The sequence below is a fragment of the Streptococcus parasanguinis genome (assembly GCF_001073155.1).
Classification (GTDB): Bacteria; Bacillota; Bacilli; order Lactobacillales; family Streptococcaceae; genus Streptococcus; species Streptococcus parasanguinis_D.
Genome location: NZ_JVEE01000042.1, coordinates 1 through 15,377, shown reverse-complemented (window position 1 = coordinate 15,377; position 15,377 = coordinate 1). Strand labels below are relative to the sequence as shown.

The 15,377-nt window shown below is 44.0% G+C and carries 15 protein-coding genes; 12 read left to right on the top strand and 3 right to left on the bottom strand.

The genetic code is table 11. The annotated features are described in order from the left end of the window. Window positions 1-16 precede the first annotated feature (16 nt). From ADH92_RS07420 to ADH92_RS07375, 10 genes are all read left to right on the top strand, one after another. Window positions 17-733: a DUF554 domain-containing protein gene (locus ADH92_RS07420; protein ID WP_049497978.1), complete on the top strand. Its 717-nt coding sequence runs from the start codon at window positions 17-19 to the stop codon at window positions 731-733. Window positions 734-916: 183 nt separating this feature from the next. Then, on the top strand, window positions 917-1,495 hold the full coding sequence (locus tag ADH92_RS07415; protein ID WP_049490839.1) for an HD domain-containing protein: 579 nt from the start codon (window positions 917-919) through the stop codon (window positions 1,493-1,495). A gap of 136 nt (window positions 1,496-1,631) precedes the next feature. Continuing rightward, window positions 1,632-2,480 (top strand): HAD family hydrolase, encoded by an 849-nt coding sequence (locus ADH92_RS07410; RefSeq protein WP_049497977.1) that lies wholly within the window; start codon window positions 1,632-1,634, stop codon window positions 2,478-2,480. Beyond that, window positions 2,481-3,113, top strand: a complete 633-nt coding sequence (locus tag ADH92_RS07405) for an SGNH/GDSL hydrolase family protein (protein WP_049497976.1) — start codon at window positions 2,481-2,483, stop codon at window positions 3,111-3,113. It begins immediately after the preceding gene. 147 nt (window positions 3,114-3,260) lie between these two features. Next, on the top strand, window positions 3,261-3,656 hold the full coding sequence (locus ADH92_RS07400; protein ID WP_049497975.1) for a CopY/TcrY family copper transport repressor: 396 nt from the start codon (window positions 3,261-3,263) through the stop codon (window positions 3,654-3,656). A gap of 18 nt (window positions 3,657-3,674) precedes the next feature. Then, complete coding sequence (locus ADH92_RS07395) at window positions 3,675-4,046, top strand: cupredoxin domain-containing protein (RefSeq protein ID WP_002901455.1); 372 nt, start codon at window positions 3,675-3,677, stop codon at window positions 4,044-4,046. Window positions 4,047-4,056: 10 nt separating this feature from the next. Next, a complete protein-coding gene (locus ADH92_RS07390) occupies window positions 4,057-6,279 on the top strand; it encodes a heavy metal translocating P-type ATPase (RefSeq protein ID WP_049497974.1) in 2,223 nt (740 codons plus the stop codon). A gap of 632 nt (window positions 6,280-6,911) precedes the next feature. After that, entirely contained in the window at window positions 6,912-8,687 is a 1,776-nt protein-coding gene (gene spxB, locus ADH92_RS07385) for a pyruvate oxidase (protein ID WP_049497973.1), read from the top strand. Between the two features lie 109 nt (window positions 8,688-8,796). Then, entirely contained in the window at window positions 8,797-9,144 is a 348-nt protein-coding gene (locus tag ADH92_RS07380; protein ID WP_003008740.1) for a VOC family protein, read from the top strand. A gap of 468 nt (window positions 9,145-9,612) precedes the next feature. Beyond that, the gene (locus ADH92_RS07375) at window positions 9,613-11,052 is read left to right on the top strand and encodes a 6-phospho-beta-glucosidase (RefSeq protein WP_049497972.1); all 1,440 of its coding nucleotides are present in this window, start codon (window positions 9,613-9,615) and stop codon (window positions 11,050-11,052) included. Between the two features lie 114 nt (window positions 11,053-11,166). Here ADH92_RS07375 and ADH92_RS07370 read toward each other — a convergent pair whose 3' ends face one another. After that, window positions 11,167-11,700, bottom strand: a complete 534-nt coding sequence (locus ADH92_RS07370; RefSeq protein WP_049497971.1) for a hypothetical protein — start codon at window positions 11,698-11,700, stop codon at window positions 11,167-11,169. A gap of 203 nt (window positions 11,701-11,903) precedes the next feature. Here ADH92_RS07370 and ADH92_RS07365 point away from each other — a divergent pair, with 203 nt between their 5' ends. Next, on the top strand, window positions 11,904-12,593 hold the full coding sequence (locus ADH92_RS07365) for a response regulator transcription factor (protein WP_192832654.1): 690 nt from the start codon (window positions 11,904-11,906) through the stop codon (window positions 12,591-12,593). Beyond that, a complete protein-coding gene (locus ADH92_RS07360) occupies window positions 12,593-13,480 on the top strand; it encodes a sensor histidine kinase (protein WP_049497969.1) in 888 nt (295 codons plus the stop codon). Before ADH92_RS07365 ends, ADH92_RS07360 begins: the two co-directional genes overlap by 1 nt. Before the next feature lie 20 nt (window positions 13,481-13,500). Here the strand turns inward: ADH92_RS07360 and ADH92_RS07355 are convergent, their stop codons facing one another. After that, on the bottom strand, window positions 13,501-14,253 hold the full coding sequence (locus ADH92_RS07355) for an ABC transporter permease (protein ID WP_048716360.1): 753 nt from the start codon (window positions 14,251-14,253) through the stop codon (window positions 13,501-13,503). A gap of 54 nt (window positions 14,254-14,307) precedes the next feature. Next, complete coding sequence (locus ADH92_RS07350; protein WP_049497968.1) at window positions 14,308-15,216, bottom strand: ABC transporter ATP-binding protein; 909 nt, start codon at window positions 15,214-15,216, stop codon at window positions 14,308-14,310. Window positions 15,217-15,377: the final 161 nt, after the last annotated feature.

Genomic DNA, 15,377 nt, shown 5'->3' with positions numbered 1-15,377 from the left:
ACGAAGGAGTTTGTAAATGATCGGTTTAGGGACCTTCTATAATGCCTTAGGGGTCGTATTTGGTGGGCTTTTAGGATCGCTCATCGGTCAACGTTTATCAGAAGATTTTCATGAGACCCTTCTAAAAGTGACTGGAGTTGCTGTTTTTGTCTTGGGCATTGCAGGGACCTTGGAAAAGATGCTGGTGGTGCATGGAAGTCATGTGGAAAGTCACGGCAGTATGATGTTGATTCTGAGTCTAGTGATCGGGACCGTTATCGGGGAACTCTTGAAGATTGAGGAAGGCTTTGAGCGTCTGGGAACCTGGCTAAAGGAAAAGACGGGTAACCAAGGCGATACCAGCTTTGTTGATGCCTTTATGACCACGGCCTTGACCATTTGTATTGGGGCTATGGCGGTGGTTGGAGCTGTCCAGGATGGCCTGACAGGCGACACCTCGACCTTGTTGGCCAAGGCTATTCTCGATATGGTTATCGTTCTGGTCTTGACCGTTTCAAAAGGAAAGGGCGCGATCTTTGCAGTGGTACCACTTGTGATCCTTCAAGGTTTGATCACGCTGTTGGCCCATTTGATCGCACCGATCATGACTCCACAAGCCCTTTCGAATCTGTCGCTAGTCGGCTCCAGCCTCATTCTCTGTGTAGGGATCAATCTCATCTGGGGCAAACGAATCAAGGTCGCTAATCTCCTGCCAGCAGTGCTGATTGCCATTATTTGGGCCTTTGTTGGGTGAAAAATAGAAGCTAACCGGTAAAGATAGGTTAGCTTTTTTGCTTGTCCATGTAGTCTTGTTAGAAAAATGAAGGTACTCCCAAAAAGGGGGACATTTTCTTTTTGCAAATAAGGGAATTCATTTATGGAAAACCTGATTTTTGGTATGATAGTCGTAATTTCGAATAAGGAGGTTGGAGTCGCCATGAGTGATTTGAATCAGATAGTTGGATTTATTAAAGAAATCGAGAAATTAAAGTCAGTAACAAGGTTTAATAGAACCCTTGATGGACGGTTTGAAAATAGTGCCGAGCATTCTTGGCAGAGTGCAATAGCTGCGATGGTTCTGCAAGATTATTATCCCGAAAAATTGAATATGGAAAAGGTGATTTCTATGTTACTGATTCATGATTTAGGTGAGATTTATGCCGGAGATACTTGGGTGTTTGATGATGAAAAAAAGCTTCATGCTCATGATAGAGAGCTCACATCTATAGAAAAAACAATGAGCTTCCTTCCAGAAGCAACATATGTGAATATGAAAAATTCGTGGTTGGAGTTTGAAAAAGGGCAGAGTCCTGAGGCAAGATATGCAAGAGTGATTGATGCATTGGTACCACTGATCAATCACTTGGAAGTATCAGAAGTCAATTATAATCCCGATCACATCCGTTCAGAGATGGTATTAGAAAAGAAAAAGTTCATAAAAAGTGAATCCAAAGAGTTGTGGAAACTGACAGAAGAGTTAATTCAGGAAAGTGTGGAAAAGGGCTTATATTCATAAGATCCCCTGGCCATCAGTAGGAACCTTCAACCCAAGAGGAAGCCACCTGTTTTCACGGGTGGTTTTGACTTGCTTGATCTGTGGTATAATGGAACCAGATAATTTACACCCTTTGAAAGGGAAAAGGTTAGATTGTATGATTAAGTTGATTGCAACAGATATGGATGGAACCTTATTAGATGAGCGAGGAGAGGTGGATCTTCCGCGTCTGGAAAGGCTTTTGGACCACTTGGATCAAAAAGGGATTCGCTTTGTCATTGCGACAGGAAATGAAATCCATCGCATGCGCCAGCTCTTGGGTCCTTTGGTCAAACGGGTGACTCTGGTCGTAGCCAATGGAGCTCGGATTTTTGAGGATGATCAGATGATTCTAGGAAAATTCTGGGATCGAGAACTTGTAGAGGCGGTTCTTGATTATTTTAAGGGGCGAGAAATTTCAGACCAGCTGGTTGTCTCAGCTGTCAATGGTGGCTTTGTCAAGGAAGGCACGGTCTTTACAGAAGTTGAGAAATTCATGCAGCCGGAAGTGATTGAAGCCTTGTACAAGCGGATGAAGTTTGTTCCCGAATTGACAGCAGATCTATTTGATCAGGTGCTTAAAATGAGCTTGGTGGTTGGCTTGGATCGTCTTGATCAAGTGCGCCAGGAAGTCCAGCAGGCTTTTGGAGATCAGCTCATGGCGGTTTCGAGCGGTTTTGGAAGCATGGATCTTTTACAAGCAGGCATTCACAAGGCTTGGGGACTGGCTCAATTAATGGAGATGTGGCAGCTTAATGCTAGCCAGGTCATGGCCTTTGGGGATAGCGGAAACGACATCGAAATGCTTGAAATGGCGGGTCACTCCTATGCTGTAGCCAATGCAGAAGAAGCTGTCAAGGCTGTTGCCAAACACCTAGCGCCGAGCCATCAGGAAGGTGGTGTCTACCAAGTGATCGAAGAGTATCTAGGATTGACCCCCTGGGAACAAGTGAAAGGAAAGAATTAGATGGCGGTACAACTGTTAGAAGACTGGCTCTTAAAGGAGCAGGAGAAAATCATAACAACCTATCGGGAGCTCAATCAAGCCCCTCTGAAGGAGCCTGGTTTGATCTTTATCGGAGACTCCGTCGTGGAGTATTTTCCCATTCATGAACTATTACAAAGTCCCAAGCACATGGTCAATCGAGGAGTGCGAGGCTATAAGACGGATCTCCTTCGTGAGCATCTAGACGCCCATGTCTTTGGAACGGCGGTGGATCAGATCTTTCTCTTGATCGGGACCAATGATATCGGAAAAGAAATTCCTCAAAAGGAAACCTTGGACAATCTAGAAGCGGTCTTACAAGCGATCATGCGGGACTTTCCGCTGACCCACATCAACCTGATCTCGGTTCTACCGGTGAGTCAAGAAGAGCGCTACAAGCAAAAGGTCTATGTGCGGACCAATGAAAAAATTCAAGCCCTCAATCAAGCCTATCAAGAATTGGCCCAGGCCTACCACCAGGTCAGCTATGTCGATGTGTATTCGTCTTTATTGGATGAAAAGGGGCAGTTGGCAGAAGCCTATACGACTGATGGCCTCCATTTAAGTGTAGCAGGTTACCGCATCCTAGCCCAAGCTCTGCAGGAGACATTATAGAGACAAAAATAGGAGCGAAAAAAGCCCAACCAGACAAATCTTCAAAGGAAGATTTGTTTTTTTAAAAACTTTTGGTTGACAAATGTAAATCTTAGGTGTAAAATAGCATCATAAGATTTACAAATGTAGATTCAGAAAGGAGAAGCCATGCAAATTTCCAATGCGGAATGGCGCATCATGAAAATTATCTGGATGGAAGGCAAGCAGACCAGCACGGATTTGATCGCCGTCTTGTCCGAGCGCTTTGACTGGTCGAAGTCGACCATCAAGACCCTCTTGACGCGCTTGGTGGAGAAAGGCTGTCTGACCAGAGAAAAATCTGGCAAAGCCTTTGTCTACTCGGCTTTGTTGAAGCAGGACCAAAGTTTAGACTTGGTGGTTGAGGATGTGAAAGACAAGGTTTGCTCAAAAAGAATTGTCCAGGTGCTTGAAAACTTGATTCAGGAGAGTGACTTTACGCTTGCAGATCTTAATCAGCTGCAGCAGGTCCTGGAAGAAAAGAAAGCAGAGACTGTCGAAACAGTCCCTTGCAATTGTATGTAATAGAAAGAAGGAAATTCCATGTTTGGATTGTTGATTAGTATTGTTTGTTTACTTGTGGTTGCTTTTATTGCTTGGTGGTTCTTTGCAGAGCATGAAAAGGTAAGCGGCCACGCTCGTCAGAAATCAGGTTATCAAGAAATTGAAGTCGAAGTCATGGGGGGCTATTCGCCTGAAACCATTGTCCTGAAAAAGAATGTTCCAGCCCGGATCATCTTTAATCGCAAGGATCCATCTTCATGTCTGGCTCAAGTGATCTTTCCAGATTTTGGCGTTCATGAAGATTTGCCTTTAGGTGAAAAACATGTCATTGAAATTACGCCAGAAAAAGCGGGCGAATATGGGTATTCATGTGGAATGAACATGATGCATGGTCACATGATTGTGGAATAAAGGAGTAGGTATGGTAGAAAAACAAAAAGCAGTTGTGGAAAACGGAGTGCAAAAGATCCGTATTACAGCAGAAAAAGGCTATAGTCCAAAGGAATTTCAACTTCAAAAAGGGATCCCTGCTGAAATCACCTTCCATCGGGTCAATCCTTCCGGCTGTTACAAGGAAATTTTGTTTGAAGATCAGGGGATTTTAGAGCCTTTGGAAGTCGGTGTGGATAAGGTCATATCTTTTACCCCGACAGAAACAGGGGACTTCGAGTTTTCATGTGGAATGAAGATGCAAAAGGGTTCCTACACGGTTGTGGAAAAACGCCGTCGTGTCTTAGGTTTACTGGGTCGCTTTTGGATTACTAGTATCTTTACCCTTCCCTTATTGATCTTGATGATCGGGATGATGGCAGGATTTGTATCCCATCAAGTCAGTCGCTGGGGGACTTTTCTAGCGACAACGCCGATTATGCTAGTGGCAGGAGTTCCTTTTATCAAGAGTGCCTGGGCCTCATTTAAGAAGCACCATTCCAATATGGATACCTTGGTAGCTCTTGGAACCCTGGTAGCCTATGTCTATAGTGTATTTGCCCTTTTTACTGGTCAGCCAGTATACTTTGAGGCTGCGGGTTTTATCATCTTCTTTATCCTCTTAGGGCAAATCTTTGAGGAACGGATGCGTAACAATGCCTCCGAGGCTGTGGAAAAGTTGTTGGATTTGCAGGCAAAAACGGCTCAAGTTCTCCGTGATGGGAACTATGTCGAGGTGGCGGCAGAAGATATCCAAATTGATGACTTGATTCGGGTCCGTCCTGGGGAAAAGATCGCGGTTGATGGGACCATTGTAGAAGGAAGTACGACCATTGATGAGTCGATGGTGACAGGTGAAAGCCTGCCTGTGGAAAAATCAGTTGGTGATGCAGTCATTGGCTCCACTATCAACAGCAATGGGACCATTCTCTTTAAGGCTGAAAAAGTCGGTAGTGAGACCCTCTTATCTCAAATTGTGGACTTTGTCAAAATGGCCCAATCCAGTCGTGCTCCCATTCAGGATCTGACGGATAAGATTTCAGGTATCTTTGTTCCAGCAGTGACGATTTTGGCCATTGCAACTTTCTGGGTTTGGTCCGTGCTTCTGGGCGCGTCGCTTCAAGAGGCCATGCTCTATGCAGTCTCTGTCCTCATTATTGCCTGTCCATGTGCCCTTGGTTTGGCGACGCCAACAGCCCTCATGGTCGGAACTGGTCGTAGTGCCAAGATGGGGGTTCTGATTAAAAATGGAACAGTTCTTCAAGAAGTGCAAAAGATTCAAACCGTTGTGTTTGATAAGACAGGGACCATCACCATTGGCCAACCGCTCGTAACCGATGTGGTAGGAGATGAAGCGCGTGTCTTGACACTGGCTGCTAGTCTTGAAACTTTTTCAGAACATCCACTAGCCCAAGCGGTGTTATCCCAAGCAGAAGAAAAAGGTTTGGTGCTATCCCCTGTGGAAAACTTCCAAGCGATTGAAGGAAAAGGGGTCCAAGGTCAGATCGACCAGCAGTTGGTGACCTTGGGAAATGGCAAACTTCATGACGGGACAGCGATGGATCCGGAGCTTGAAAAACGGATGGTAGACTTGCAAGAGCAGGCCAAAACAGTGATCAGTTTGTCTGTGGATGGGCAAGTGATTGGCTTGATTGCCATTCAAGATGCTCCGAAGGCTAGCTCAAAAGAAGCGATCAAAAAGCTCAAAGAACGGGGCTTGAAAACGGTCATGTTAACGGGGGATAATGAACGGGTGGCCCAAGCTATTGCTAAGCAAGTGGGAATTGACACCGTCATTGCTGATGTCCTTCCTCAAGAAAAAGCTAGCGCCATCCAAAAACTGCAAGAAGCTAGTAAGGTCGCCTTTGTTGGAGATGGGATCAATGATGCTCCTGCTCTTTCGATTGCAGATGTCGGAATTGCCATGGGATCTGGTACGGATATTGCGATCGAGTCTGGAGGTATCGTGCTCACGCAAAATGATTTGCTTGGCGTTGTGCGCGCCTTTGACATGAGTCAAAAGACCTTCCGTCGGATCTTACTCAATCTCTTCTGGGCCTCTATCTACAATATCCTTGGGATTCCAATTGCTGCTGGAGTCTTTGTAGGACTGGGATTGACCCTCAATCCAGAACTAGCAGGTCTTGCTATGGCCCTTAGTTCTTTGTCTGTTTTGACTAGCTCTCTGCTCCTCAATGTCGCAAAGATTGATTAATGAAAATAAGAAGTGATACAGTATGCAGTAGCGATTAGAACGTAGTCAAACTTTTTTAAGTAATATAAGTTAAGTGATTCAACGAATAAAGTAAAATAAGTTCCAATTTTTAGATTGAATCAAGAAAATACAGAAAACTTTCCGCCGTGAGAAAAGTGCTTGAAACATTATCATTTCAAGCACTCGGTAGTTTTGAGACCTTAGGCTCAAAACTAAGTCATGGAACTTCGAAGAAGTTCGCTGACGTCCGTACTCACCTAAGGAAAGTTTTTTTAAAAATACTTTGCCATCAATTTGAGTACTACAGCATGCTGTAGTACTTTTTTATCATTCCTTACAGCTCTAAGGGAAAATAGAGGGTAAGAAAATATAGTATAATACCCTATTGTAGGATAGTTTGTGAAAATTTCTCAAAAAGAGCATCTGTTATGGAATAGGGATTGAGCATCTCTGAGCAGATCCTTATACATGTGAATCTCTTTGTGATAAATTAATACTGTAATCGTTTTGTAAATCGTTTTCATGAGAAAAGTCAGAAAAAACTCATTTTCAAGGCGAGATGATCGCAAAGATGAAGTAGAAGCGCTATGCTGCATTTTAAGAGATCAAAATAGAATTAAAGGAGAGTTAGAATGACTCAAGGGAAAATTACTGCATCTGCAGCAATGCTTAACGTATTGAAAACATGGGGTGTAGATACGATCTACGGTATCCCATCTGGAACACTTAGCTCACTGATGGACGCTTTGGCTGAAGACAAAGATATCCGTTTCTTGCAAGTTCGTCACGAAGAAACTGGTGCTCTTGCAGCGGTTATGCAAGCTAAATTTGGTGGCTCTATCGGGGTTGCAGTTGGTTCAGGTGGACCTGGTGCGACTCACTTGATCAATGGTGTTTACGATGCAGCTATGGATAACACTCCATTCCTTGCTATCCTTGGATCACGTCCAGTTAACGAATTGAACTTGGATGCCTTCCAAGAATTGAACCAAAACCCAATGTACAACGGTATCGCTGTTTACAACAAACGTGTAGCTTACGCAGAACAATTACCAAAAGTAATCGACGAAGCTTGCCGTGCTGCCGTTTCTAAAAAAGGTCCAGCCGTTGTTGAAATTCCAGTAAACTTTGGTTTCCAAGAAATCGACGAAAACTCTTACTACGGATCAGGTTCTTATGAACGTCACTTTATCGCTCCTGCCTTGAACGAAGTGGAAATCGATAAAGCTGTTGAAATCTTGAACAATGCGGAACGCCCAGTGATCTACGCTGGTTTCGGTGGTGTTGGTGCTGGTGATGTGATCACTGAATTGTCTCGTAAGATCAAAGCACCAATCATCACAACTGGTAAAAACTTTGAAGCTTTCGAATGGAACTACGAAGGTTTGACAGGTTCTGCTTACCGTGTTGGTTGGAAACCAGCCAACGAAGTAGTCTTTGAAGCAGACACAGTTCTCTTCCTTGGTTCAAACTTCCCATTTGCTGAAGTTTACGAAGCCTTCAAGAATACTGAAAAATTCGTCCAAGTCGATATCGACCCTTACAAACTTGGTAAACGTCATGCCCTAGACGCTTCAATCCTTGGGGATGCAGGTCAAGCAGCGAAAGCAATCCTTGACAAAGTGAATCCAGTTGAATCTACTCCATGGTGGCGTGCAAACGTGAAGAATAACCAAAACTGGCGTGATTACATGAACAAACTCGAAGGTAAAACTGAGGGTGAATTGCAATTGTATCAAGTTTACAATGCAATCAACAAACATGCTGATCAAGACGCTATCTATTCAATCGACGTAGGTGACACTACTCAAACATCTACTCGTCACCTTCACATGACACCTAAGAACATGTGGCGTACATCTCCACTCTTTGCGACAATGGGTATTGCCCTTCCTGGTGGTATCGCTGCTAAGAAAGACAATCCAGATCGCCAAGTATGGAACATCATGGGTGACGGTGCATTCAACATGTGCTACCCAGACGTGATCACTAACGTTCAATACGACCTTCCAGTTATCAACGTTGTCTTCTCAAATGGTAAATATGCCTTCATCAAGGACAAATACGAAGACACAAACAAACACTTGTTTGGTTGTGACTTCCCTAATGCTGACTATGCAAAAATCGCTGAAGCGCAAGGTGCTGTTGGATTTACAGTTGACCGTATCGAAGACATCGACGCAGTCGTTGCTGAGGCTGTTAAATTGAACAAAGAAGGTAAGACAGTTGTCATCGATGCTCGCATCACGCAACACCGTCCACTTCCAGTGGAAGTTCTTGAGTTGGATCCAAAACAACACTCAGAAGAAGCAATCAAAGCCTTCAAAGAAAAATACGAAGCTGAAGAGCTTGTACCATTCCGCCTCTTCTTGGAAGAAGAAGGGTTGCAATCACGCGCAATCAAATAATTCCTATAGTGGAAAATCAAATGTAAACATTGTAGATTTTATGCTTTGATTTTCATAGAGAGAAACTTAAAAGACCGGGGGAATCCGGTCTTTTTGTGGAGGATAGTAAATGAATTTAAATCAATTAGATATCATCGTTTCAAATATTCCCCAGGTCTGTGCTGACTTGGAGCATATTTTGGATAAAAAAGCCGATTATGTTGACGACAGTTTTGCTCAGTTCACGATTGGCAGTCACTGTCTCATGTTGTCTCAAAATCATTTGGTTCCTTTGGAAAACTTTCAGTCAGGAATCATTCTTCATATCGAGGTTGAGGATGTAGACCAGAACTACAAACGGTTGAAAGAGCTTGGTATCCAAGTTTTAAACGGTCCAGTTGTAACCGATTGGGGAACCGAAAGCCTGCTAGTTGAAGGCCCAGCTGGTTTAGTGATTGATTTTTATCGTATGAAGTAGGTAATTCTATTATCAAAAAATTTAAGCGTTCTTGGAGTGGAACTTAAAAAGATCGGAGTCGTCCGGTCTTTTTTATTAAAGATAAAGTCTTCTTTGAAACTTTCCTTAGGTGAGTACGGACGTCAGCGAACTTCTACGAAGTTCCATGACTTAGTTTTGAACCTAAAGATTCAAAACTCCCGTGTGCTAGAAACAATCGTGTTTCTAGCACTTTTATCACGGCGGAAAGTTTCAGTTTATTCTTTACGATTTAAAAATAGAAATCATTCTTATTTTTTCAGAAAAGCCGATATTAAATTAGGTGAAAAACAATTTGTGTACATCCTAAAAGATCGGAGTTATACGGTCTTTTTATGTTCCAAAGTGTATGAGTTACCTTAGAATAGGTTTAGTTTTTCATAGGATCTTGTAGGATTTTTTGGAAAGAGAAGGGTATAATAGAACTATCAAATCAAGTGAGGTAGAGAGATGACCGACAAACTTCAATTTCCAGATGGTTTTCTTTGGGGTGGGGCGACGGCTGCTAACCAGTGTGAGGGAGCTTATAATGAAGACGGCCGTGGCTTGGCCAATGTGGATGTGGTGCCGATTGGGCCTGATCGTCACGCCATTATTACAGGTCAGAAAAAGATGTTCGACTTTGAAGAGGGCTATTTTTACCCAGCTAAAGAAGGTATTGATATGTACCATCGCTACAAGGAAGACATTGCTCTCTTTGGGGAAATGGGCTTTAAAACCTATCGCTTGTCCATTGCCTGGTCTCGGATCTTCCCGAAAGGGGATGAATTGGAGCCAAACGAAGCGGGTCTACAGTTCTATGAAGACCTCTTTAAGGAGTGCCATAAGTATGGCATTGAACCCTTGGTGACCATTACCCACTTTGACTGTCCCATGCATTTGATTACTGAGTACGGAGGTTGGCGCAGTCGTAAGATGTTGGAATGTTATGAACGACTCTGCCGGACCCTCTTCACTCGCTACAAGGGCTTGGTCAAATACTGGCTAACCTTTAATGAGATCAATATGATACTCCATGCGCCTTTTATGGGAGCGGGTCTCTGCTTTGAAGAAGGGGAGAATGAGGAGCAAGTCAAATACCAGGCGGCTCACCATGAGTTGGTCGCTTCAGCCATTGCTACCAAGCTAGCCCATGAGATTGATCCTAACAACAAGGTTGGCTGTATGCTAGCAGCAGGGCAAAACTATCCGCATACCTGTGCTCCGCGAGATGTCTGGGCTGGTCTAGAAGAAGACCGCAAGAACTATTTCTTTATCGATGTGCAGGCGCGTGGGGAATACCCTAACTATGCTAAGAAAGAGTGGGAGCGTCAGGGAATCACGGTTGAGATGACGGAGCAGGACCTTCAATTGTTGAAAGATCATACAGTGGACTTTATTTCCTTCTCCTACTATGCCAGTCGGGTCGCTTCAGGGGATCCAGCTGAAAGGGAGAAAACAGCGGGCAATATCTTTGCTTCTCTGAAGAACCCCTACCTAGAAAGCTCAGAATGGGGTTGGCAGATTGACCCTCTTGGGCTCCGCATTACGTTGAACACCATCTGGGATCGTTATCAAAAGCCTATGTTTATCGTAGAAAATGGACTGGGCGCCGTTGATACCCCAAATGAAGCCGGGGAGATTGAAGATGACTACCGGATTGATTACCTGGCTGCCCACATCAAGGCCATGCGGGATGCCATCCATGAAGATGGTGTTGTCCTCTGGGGTTATACGACTTGGGGCTGTATTGACCTGGTCTCTGCCGGGACTGGAGAAATGAAGAAGCGCTACGGTTTTATCTATGTCGACCGGGACAACGAAGGCAAGGGAAGCTTGGAGCGCTCACGTAAGAAATCCTTCTATTGGTACAAAGAAGTCATTGCGACAAATGGGGCTTCTGTTAAATAAAAGTTTTCGGTACTTGCTGGCCAACTCTCTCCTATAAACTAAAAAGCTTAGAATCCCAACCACAAGCTGGGGTCCTAAGCTTTTTGTATGTAGTTTAGCCAAGTCATTACGGATTTACTGGTCGTAATCTAAGACATTGTTCTCGATGACAAACTTAGATTCAGCGGAAACGTTGGCTGCTCCTAGCTGCAACTGTGAACTTCCGTCTGGATCTAGGATATGCCACTGACCGTCCTTGTGGGCAAAGATAGCCTGAAATGTGACGTTATGATTCTTGTCTCGAATGGGTAGAACAAATGCTTGATCTGTATTCTCTAAGAGAATCTCTTCTTTTTTTTCAAAGTTATAGATATAAAATTGCCCAGTTCTTTGTCCCAAACCATGGACTTCATCGACTTTTTGCCAGTTCTCAAATTTTGTCCGAACAAGGGATTCATTATAAATCTTGTTGAAGGTTTCGTTGCGTTTCTTCGTTTCTTCCTCGTCTAGTGTTTTCTGAAACTCTGCAACCTTTTTAGTCGTTTGGATGGTTTGTTTGTTTTGCTCCCTGATTTGGTGGCGGTGGATGACTCGCAACATTCTTGCAGCAACGCCCAGGATGACAAGGATGGATACAAGACTGATTTTAGTTTTAGCATTATTTTTCATAGATGAGTCTCCCTATTGTGTCATTGGTCCTATTATACCCTTTGAAAGAAAGGATCGTCAAGTTCATCTTGTGATGACCTAACATGCAGATCTACCTGGGGACAATAGAATTTTATCAGATTTTCATTGACGAAGGTCCCTTTATTTGATAGGCTAGAGAAATAGAAATGATTTGGAGTTCAAAGGAAAAAGGAGCGAGGCAAGTGGCACGGATTTTATTAATCGAGGATAATAATGATATCCAAGAAATTTTGTATAGTTTGTTAAGTGAAGATCATGAGGTCCTTCAGGCTTTTTCGGGTACAGAAGGGCTGCGGCTCTTCCAGCAAGAAGGCGTTGATTTGGTCCTTTTGGATATCATGCTTCCAGGGAAGAATGGGGACCAGGTCCTGGAGAAGATCCGTTTGCAGAGTCAGACACCGGTTATCATGATGACCGCTCTGGGAGACAAACAACTCATTAGCCAGTACCTCTTAGCTGGTGCCAATGATTATATTGTCAAGCCCTTTAATCTGGATGAAGTGGCGGCTCGGGTGACGGTGCAGTTGCGAAATCAACCGACGGTAGCACAGGAAGCTCAAGCGTCGCAAAAGCTCTCTTTTAAAAATCTGGTTCTGAATCCAGAAATCTTTGAACTGGAGTCTGGCGCACAGACGCTTCGCTTGGGTAAAAAAGAATTTCAAATTTTTGAAACCTTACTGGCGCATCCAAAGAAGATTTTCACCAAGGAAGAATTGTATGAAGCGGTCTGGGAAGAAGTCTATCTGCCTGGAGACAATACCCTCAATGCCCAACTGAGCAATCTTCGAAAGAAAATTGCCCAGCTTGACCCAGATGAGGACTATATTGAAACGGTCTGGGGCTTGGGTGTTCGCTTGAAAGGAGACAAGTAATGTGGGTTTTAGTTCTAATTCTTGTCGTCCTTGTCCTTCTCTTGGGACTGGGTTATGTTCGCTTGCTTTCTGCTTTAAAGGATTTGCAGGAGCAGATTCAACAGAAGCTCCAAAATGGGAGTGGGGTACGGTTAACGTCACGTGTTTCAAAAAAAGAATTGGTTGCCTTGACCAAGCAGGTCAGTGATCTCTTTGATCAGATCGAGCGGACCAATCGGATTGCCTTTCAAGAGAAAAAGACCTTGGATATGGCCATTAGTAATATTGCTCATGATATCCGGACGCCTTTGACCATTGCATCGGGCTATACCCAACAAATCATCAAGGGTGGGATGCAGGAAGAGGAAAAGCTGAAGAAAATTGCTTCCAATCTTCAAGTCGTCTCAAAACGCCTGGAATCTCTCTTGGAATATAGACGCTTGATGGAGGGAGCTATTCAGCCTCGGCTTTCAGACGTCGATCTCAGCCAAGTCCTGACCCAGCAGTTGTTCCAGTATTACGATAGCTTGACTGAGGCGGGGATTGCCTTAGAGGTGGAGCTAGAAGAGCATCTTCATTATGCGACCGATCCTGAGCTTTGGGAGCGCCTCTTGCAAAATATGCTCAGCAATGTCCTCAAACATGGAAAGGAGCAGGCGCGTTTGACCTTGATGTCGGACGCGGACACGATTCGGGTCGAATTGCGCAATATTGTGCAACAACCGATCCAACATTTAGACCAACTGGCTAGTCGATTCTACTCTGAAAATCTGTCGGATACAGAAGAGTCTTCTGGCTTGGGTCTCTACATTATTCAAAATTTTGTAGAGATCTTAGGCGGCGACTTGCAACTGGCGACGGAAGCAGACTGGTTTGTTTTGACCATTACACTAAGAAAAAATGCTTGAGCACCGCTCAAGCATTTTTGTTATAAATCTTTGTGTTTAAAAGTAGCGAGTCCCAAGAATCCGAAAACAAGGATGAATCCAAGGGCAATCGAGAGAGTGTTGTTCGTTGCTGTCGTACTTTGGACCATGGAATATTGAAATTCCAAGTTTAGATAGTGGAGAATGTCAATATCTTTAAAGAAAAGCGCAGGAAGGCTTAAGAGGATATTTCCAATGAAGTAGCCAACGAAGGCCAAGGTGATGGATTGGCTAGCGTAAAGGAGGAAGGAAATGATACTGACCCAAGCCAAGGTGGAAAGGAACTGAATCAGCACGGTCAGTCCAAAATGAGCAAGGAAGTGCTCTGGCATGGTTCCAAGTCCATTGTAGAGGGTCGCGATCAAGAAGACGAGACCATAAGAAACGAGAAATTGGAAGAGCGCAATGGTCAGGACAACAGCACTTTTGGCAAAGTAGTAGCTGGTGCGCGAAACCCCATAGGCCAGATTATTCTTGTATAAGTTTTGCGTTAAGTCTGTTCCTAGAACCAAGGTGATGACAATAATGGTAAAGAGGATAGTCACACTGATGCTGGAAGAGTAGTTGGTCAAGGCTTTAAAGCCCGTCCAAACTTCGGTTGCTTGGGGTAATTTGGATTCCGTATTGACGCCGACGTGGCCGGTAGCTCCAAAGATGACTCCAGACAGGATGTTGAGAACGAGAATGGCTTCTGTAATCCAAAAACCTTTAGAGCGAAAAAGTCTGTAAAAATCTGCTTGAATGGTATGCAACATGATAAATCTCCTAAATGAAATATGTGGGATAAGTAATGCAAGACGGTGGGTTGACTAGTCTACCAAGTCCGTAAAGAATTTTTCCAGATCTTGGCGGGCATAGTAGATTTCATCCACGTCAATATCTGCTTGAACGAGGGCTTTGACAATGACTTTAATATCGTGAGTCTGGCCGAAGATATGGATTTCTCCATCCTTATCGATGACTTTGATACGGTGATGGAGTTGATCCTGGATCAGTTGACTGGCAAGGGCTAGCTGGCTAGTCTTGAGGATGATGTAATCTTCTCCTTGTTCTTCGAATTCAGCCTTGCTAATTTCTTTAATCAGGCGTCCTTGGTCGACAATACCAAAACGATTGGCAACCAGATAAAGTTCGGACAGGATGTGACTGGAAATGAGGATGGTCATGCCGAGTTCATCGTTGAGGCGCTTGATCATCTGACGGAATTCCTTGATTCCGACAGGATCGAGACCATTGATGGGTTCGTCCAAAATGAGGAAGTCGGGCTTGGCAATGAGCGCAATCGCAATTCCCAACCGTTGTTTCATCCCGAGTGAAAAATCGCGGAATTTCTTCTTACCCGTATTATTCAGGCCGACATAGTTCAAGGTTTCTTTGATGACCTGATCAGGGTTGGGGATATGGCGAGCTTTGCAATAATAGACCAGGTTTTGATAAGCGGTCATATGCTTATGGGCCACAGGACTCTCAATGACGGAACCAACCCGTTTTAGGGCTTGCGTCCACTGGGAGCGATTTGTAGAAGAAAAGAGAGAGACGCTTCCGTCAGTTTCTTGAATCAGCTGGGTGATGACCTTGATGAGGGTGGTTTTCCCAGCCCCGTTTTTACCGATCAGGCCGTAGACGTCGCCTTTGCGAATGGTGAGATTCACATCATTTAAGGCGTATTGATGACCGAACTTTTTACTCAAATGGGAAATTTCTAATACTTTTTCCATGGTTTTCTCCTTCGTCCAAATGACTAGTTATTTTCTTTACACTCTTAGTATACAGCTTGCTTTTCAAATAACTATCAAGCAATTCTCAAATATTTCTAAAAAAAGAGAGTGGGACAGAAATCGGTAATTCGTTAGAATTCGATTTCGTCGTCCCACCTCCG

Excerpts from the sequence above, each read along its gene's own strand:
- ADH92_RS07420 (WP_049497978.1), top strand. The coding sequence starts at position 17 with ATGATCGGTTTAGGGACCTTCTATAATGCCTTAGGGGTCGTATTTGGT.
- ADH92_RS07415 (WP_049490839.1), top strand. The coding sequence starts at position 917 with ATGAGTGATTTGAATCAGATAGTTGGATTTATTAAAGAAATCGAGAAA.
- ADH92_RS07410 (WP_049497977.1), top strand. The coding sequence starts at position 1,632 with ATGATTAAGTTGATTGCAACAGATATGGATGGAACCTTATTAGATGAG.
- ADH92_RS07405 (WP_049497976.1), top strand. The coding sequence starts at position 2,481 with ATGGCGGTACAACTGTTAGAAGACTGGCTCTTAAAGGAGCAGGAGAAA.
- ADH92_RS07400 (WP_049497975.1), top strand. The coding sequence starts at position 3,261 with ATGCAAATTTCCAATGCGGAATGGCGCATCATGAAAATTATCTGGATG.
- ADH92_RS07395 (WP_002901455.1), top strand. The coding sequence starts at position 3,675 with ATGTTTGGATTGTTGATTAGTATTGTTTGTTTACTTGTGGTTGCTTTT.
- ADH92_RS07390 (WP_049497974.1), top strand. The coding sequence starts at position 4,057 with ATGGTAGAAAAACAAAAAGCAGTTGTGGAAAACGGAGTGCAAAAGATC.
- spxB (WP_049497973.1), top strand. The coding sequence starts at position 6,912 with ATGACTCAAGGGAAAATTACTGCATCTGCAGCAATGCTTAACGTATTG.
- ADH92_RS07380 (WP_003008740.1), top strand. The coding sequence starts at position 8,797 with ATGAATTTAAATCAATTAGATATCATCGTTTCAAATATTCCCCAGGTC.
- ADH92_RS07375 (WP_049497972.1), top strand. The coding sequence starts at position 9,613 with ATGACCGACAAACTTCAATTTCCAGATGGTTTTCTTTGGGGTGGGGCG.
- ADH92_RS07370 (WP_049497971.1), bottom strand. The coding sequence starts at position 11,700 with ATGAAAAATAATGCTAAAACTAAAATCAGTCTTGTATCCATCCTTGTC.
- ADH92_RS07360 (WP_049497969.1), top strand. The coding sequence starts at position 12,593 with ATGTGGGTTTTAGTTCTAATTCTTGTCGTCCTTGTCCTTCTCTTGGGA.
- ADH92_RS07355 (WP_048716360.1), bottom strand. The coding sequence starts at position 14,253 with ATGTTGCATACCATTCAAGCAGATTTTTACAGACTTTTTCGCTCTAAA.
- ADH92_RS07350 (WP_049497968.1), bottom strand. The coding sequence starts at position 15,216 with ATGGAAAAAGTATTAGAAATTTCCCATTTGAGTAAAAAGTTCGGTCAT.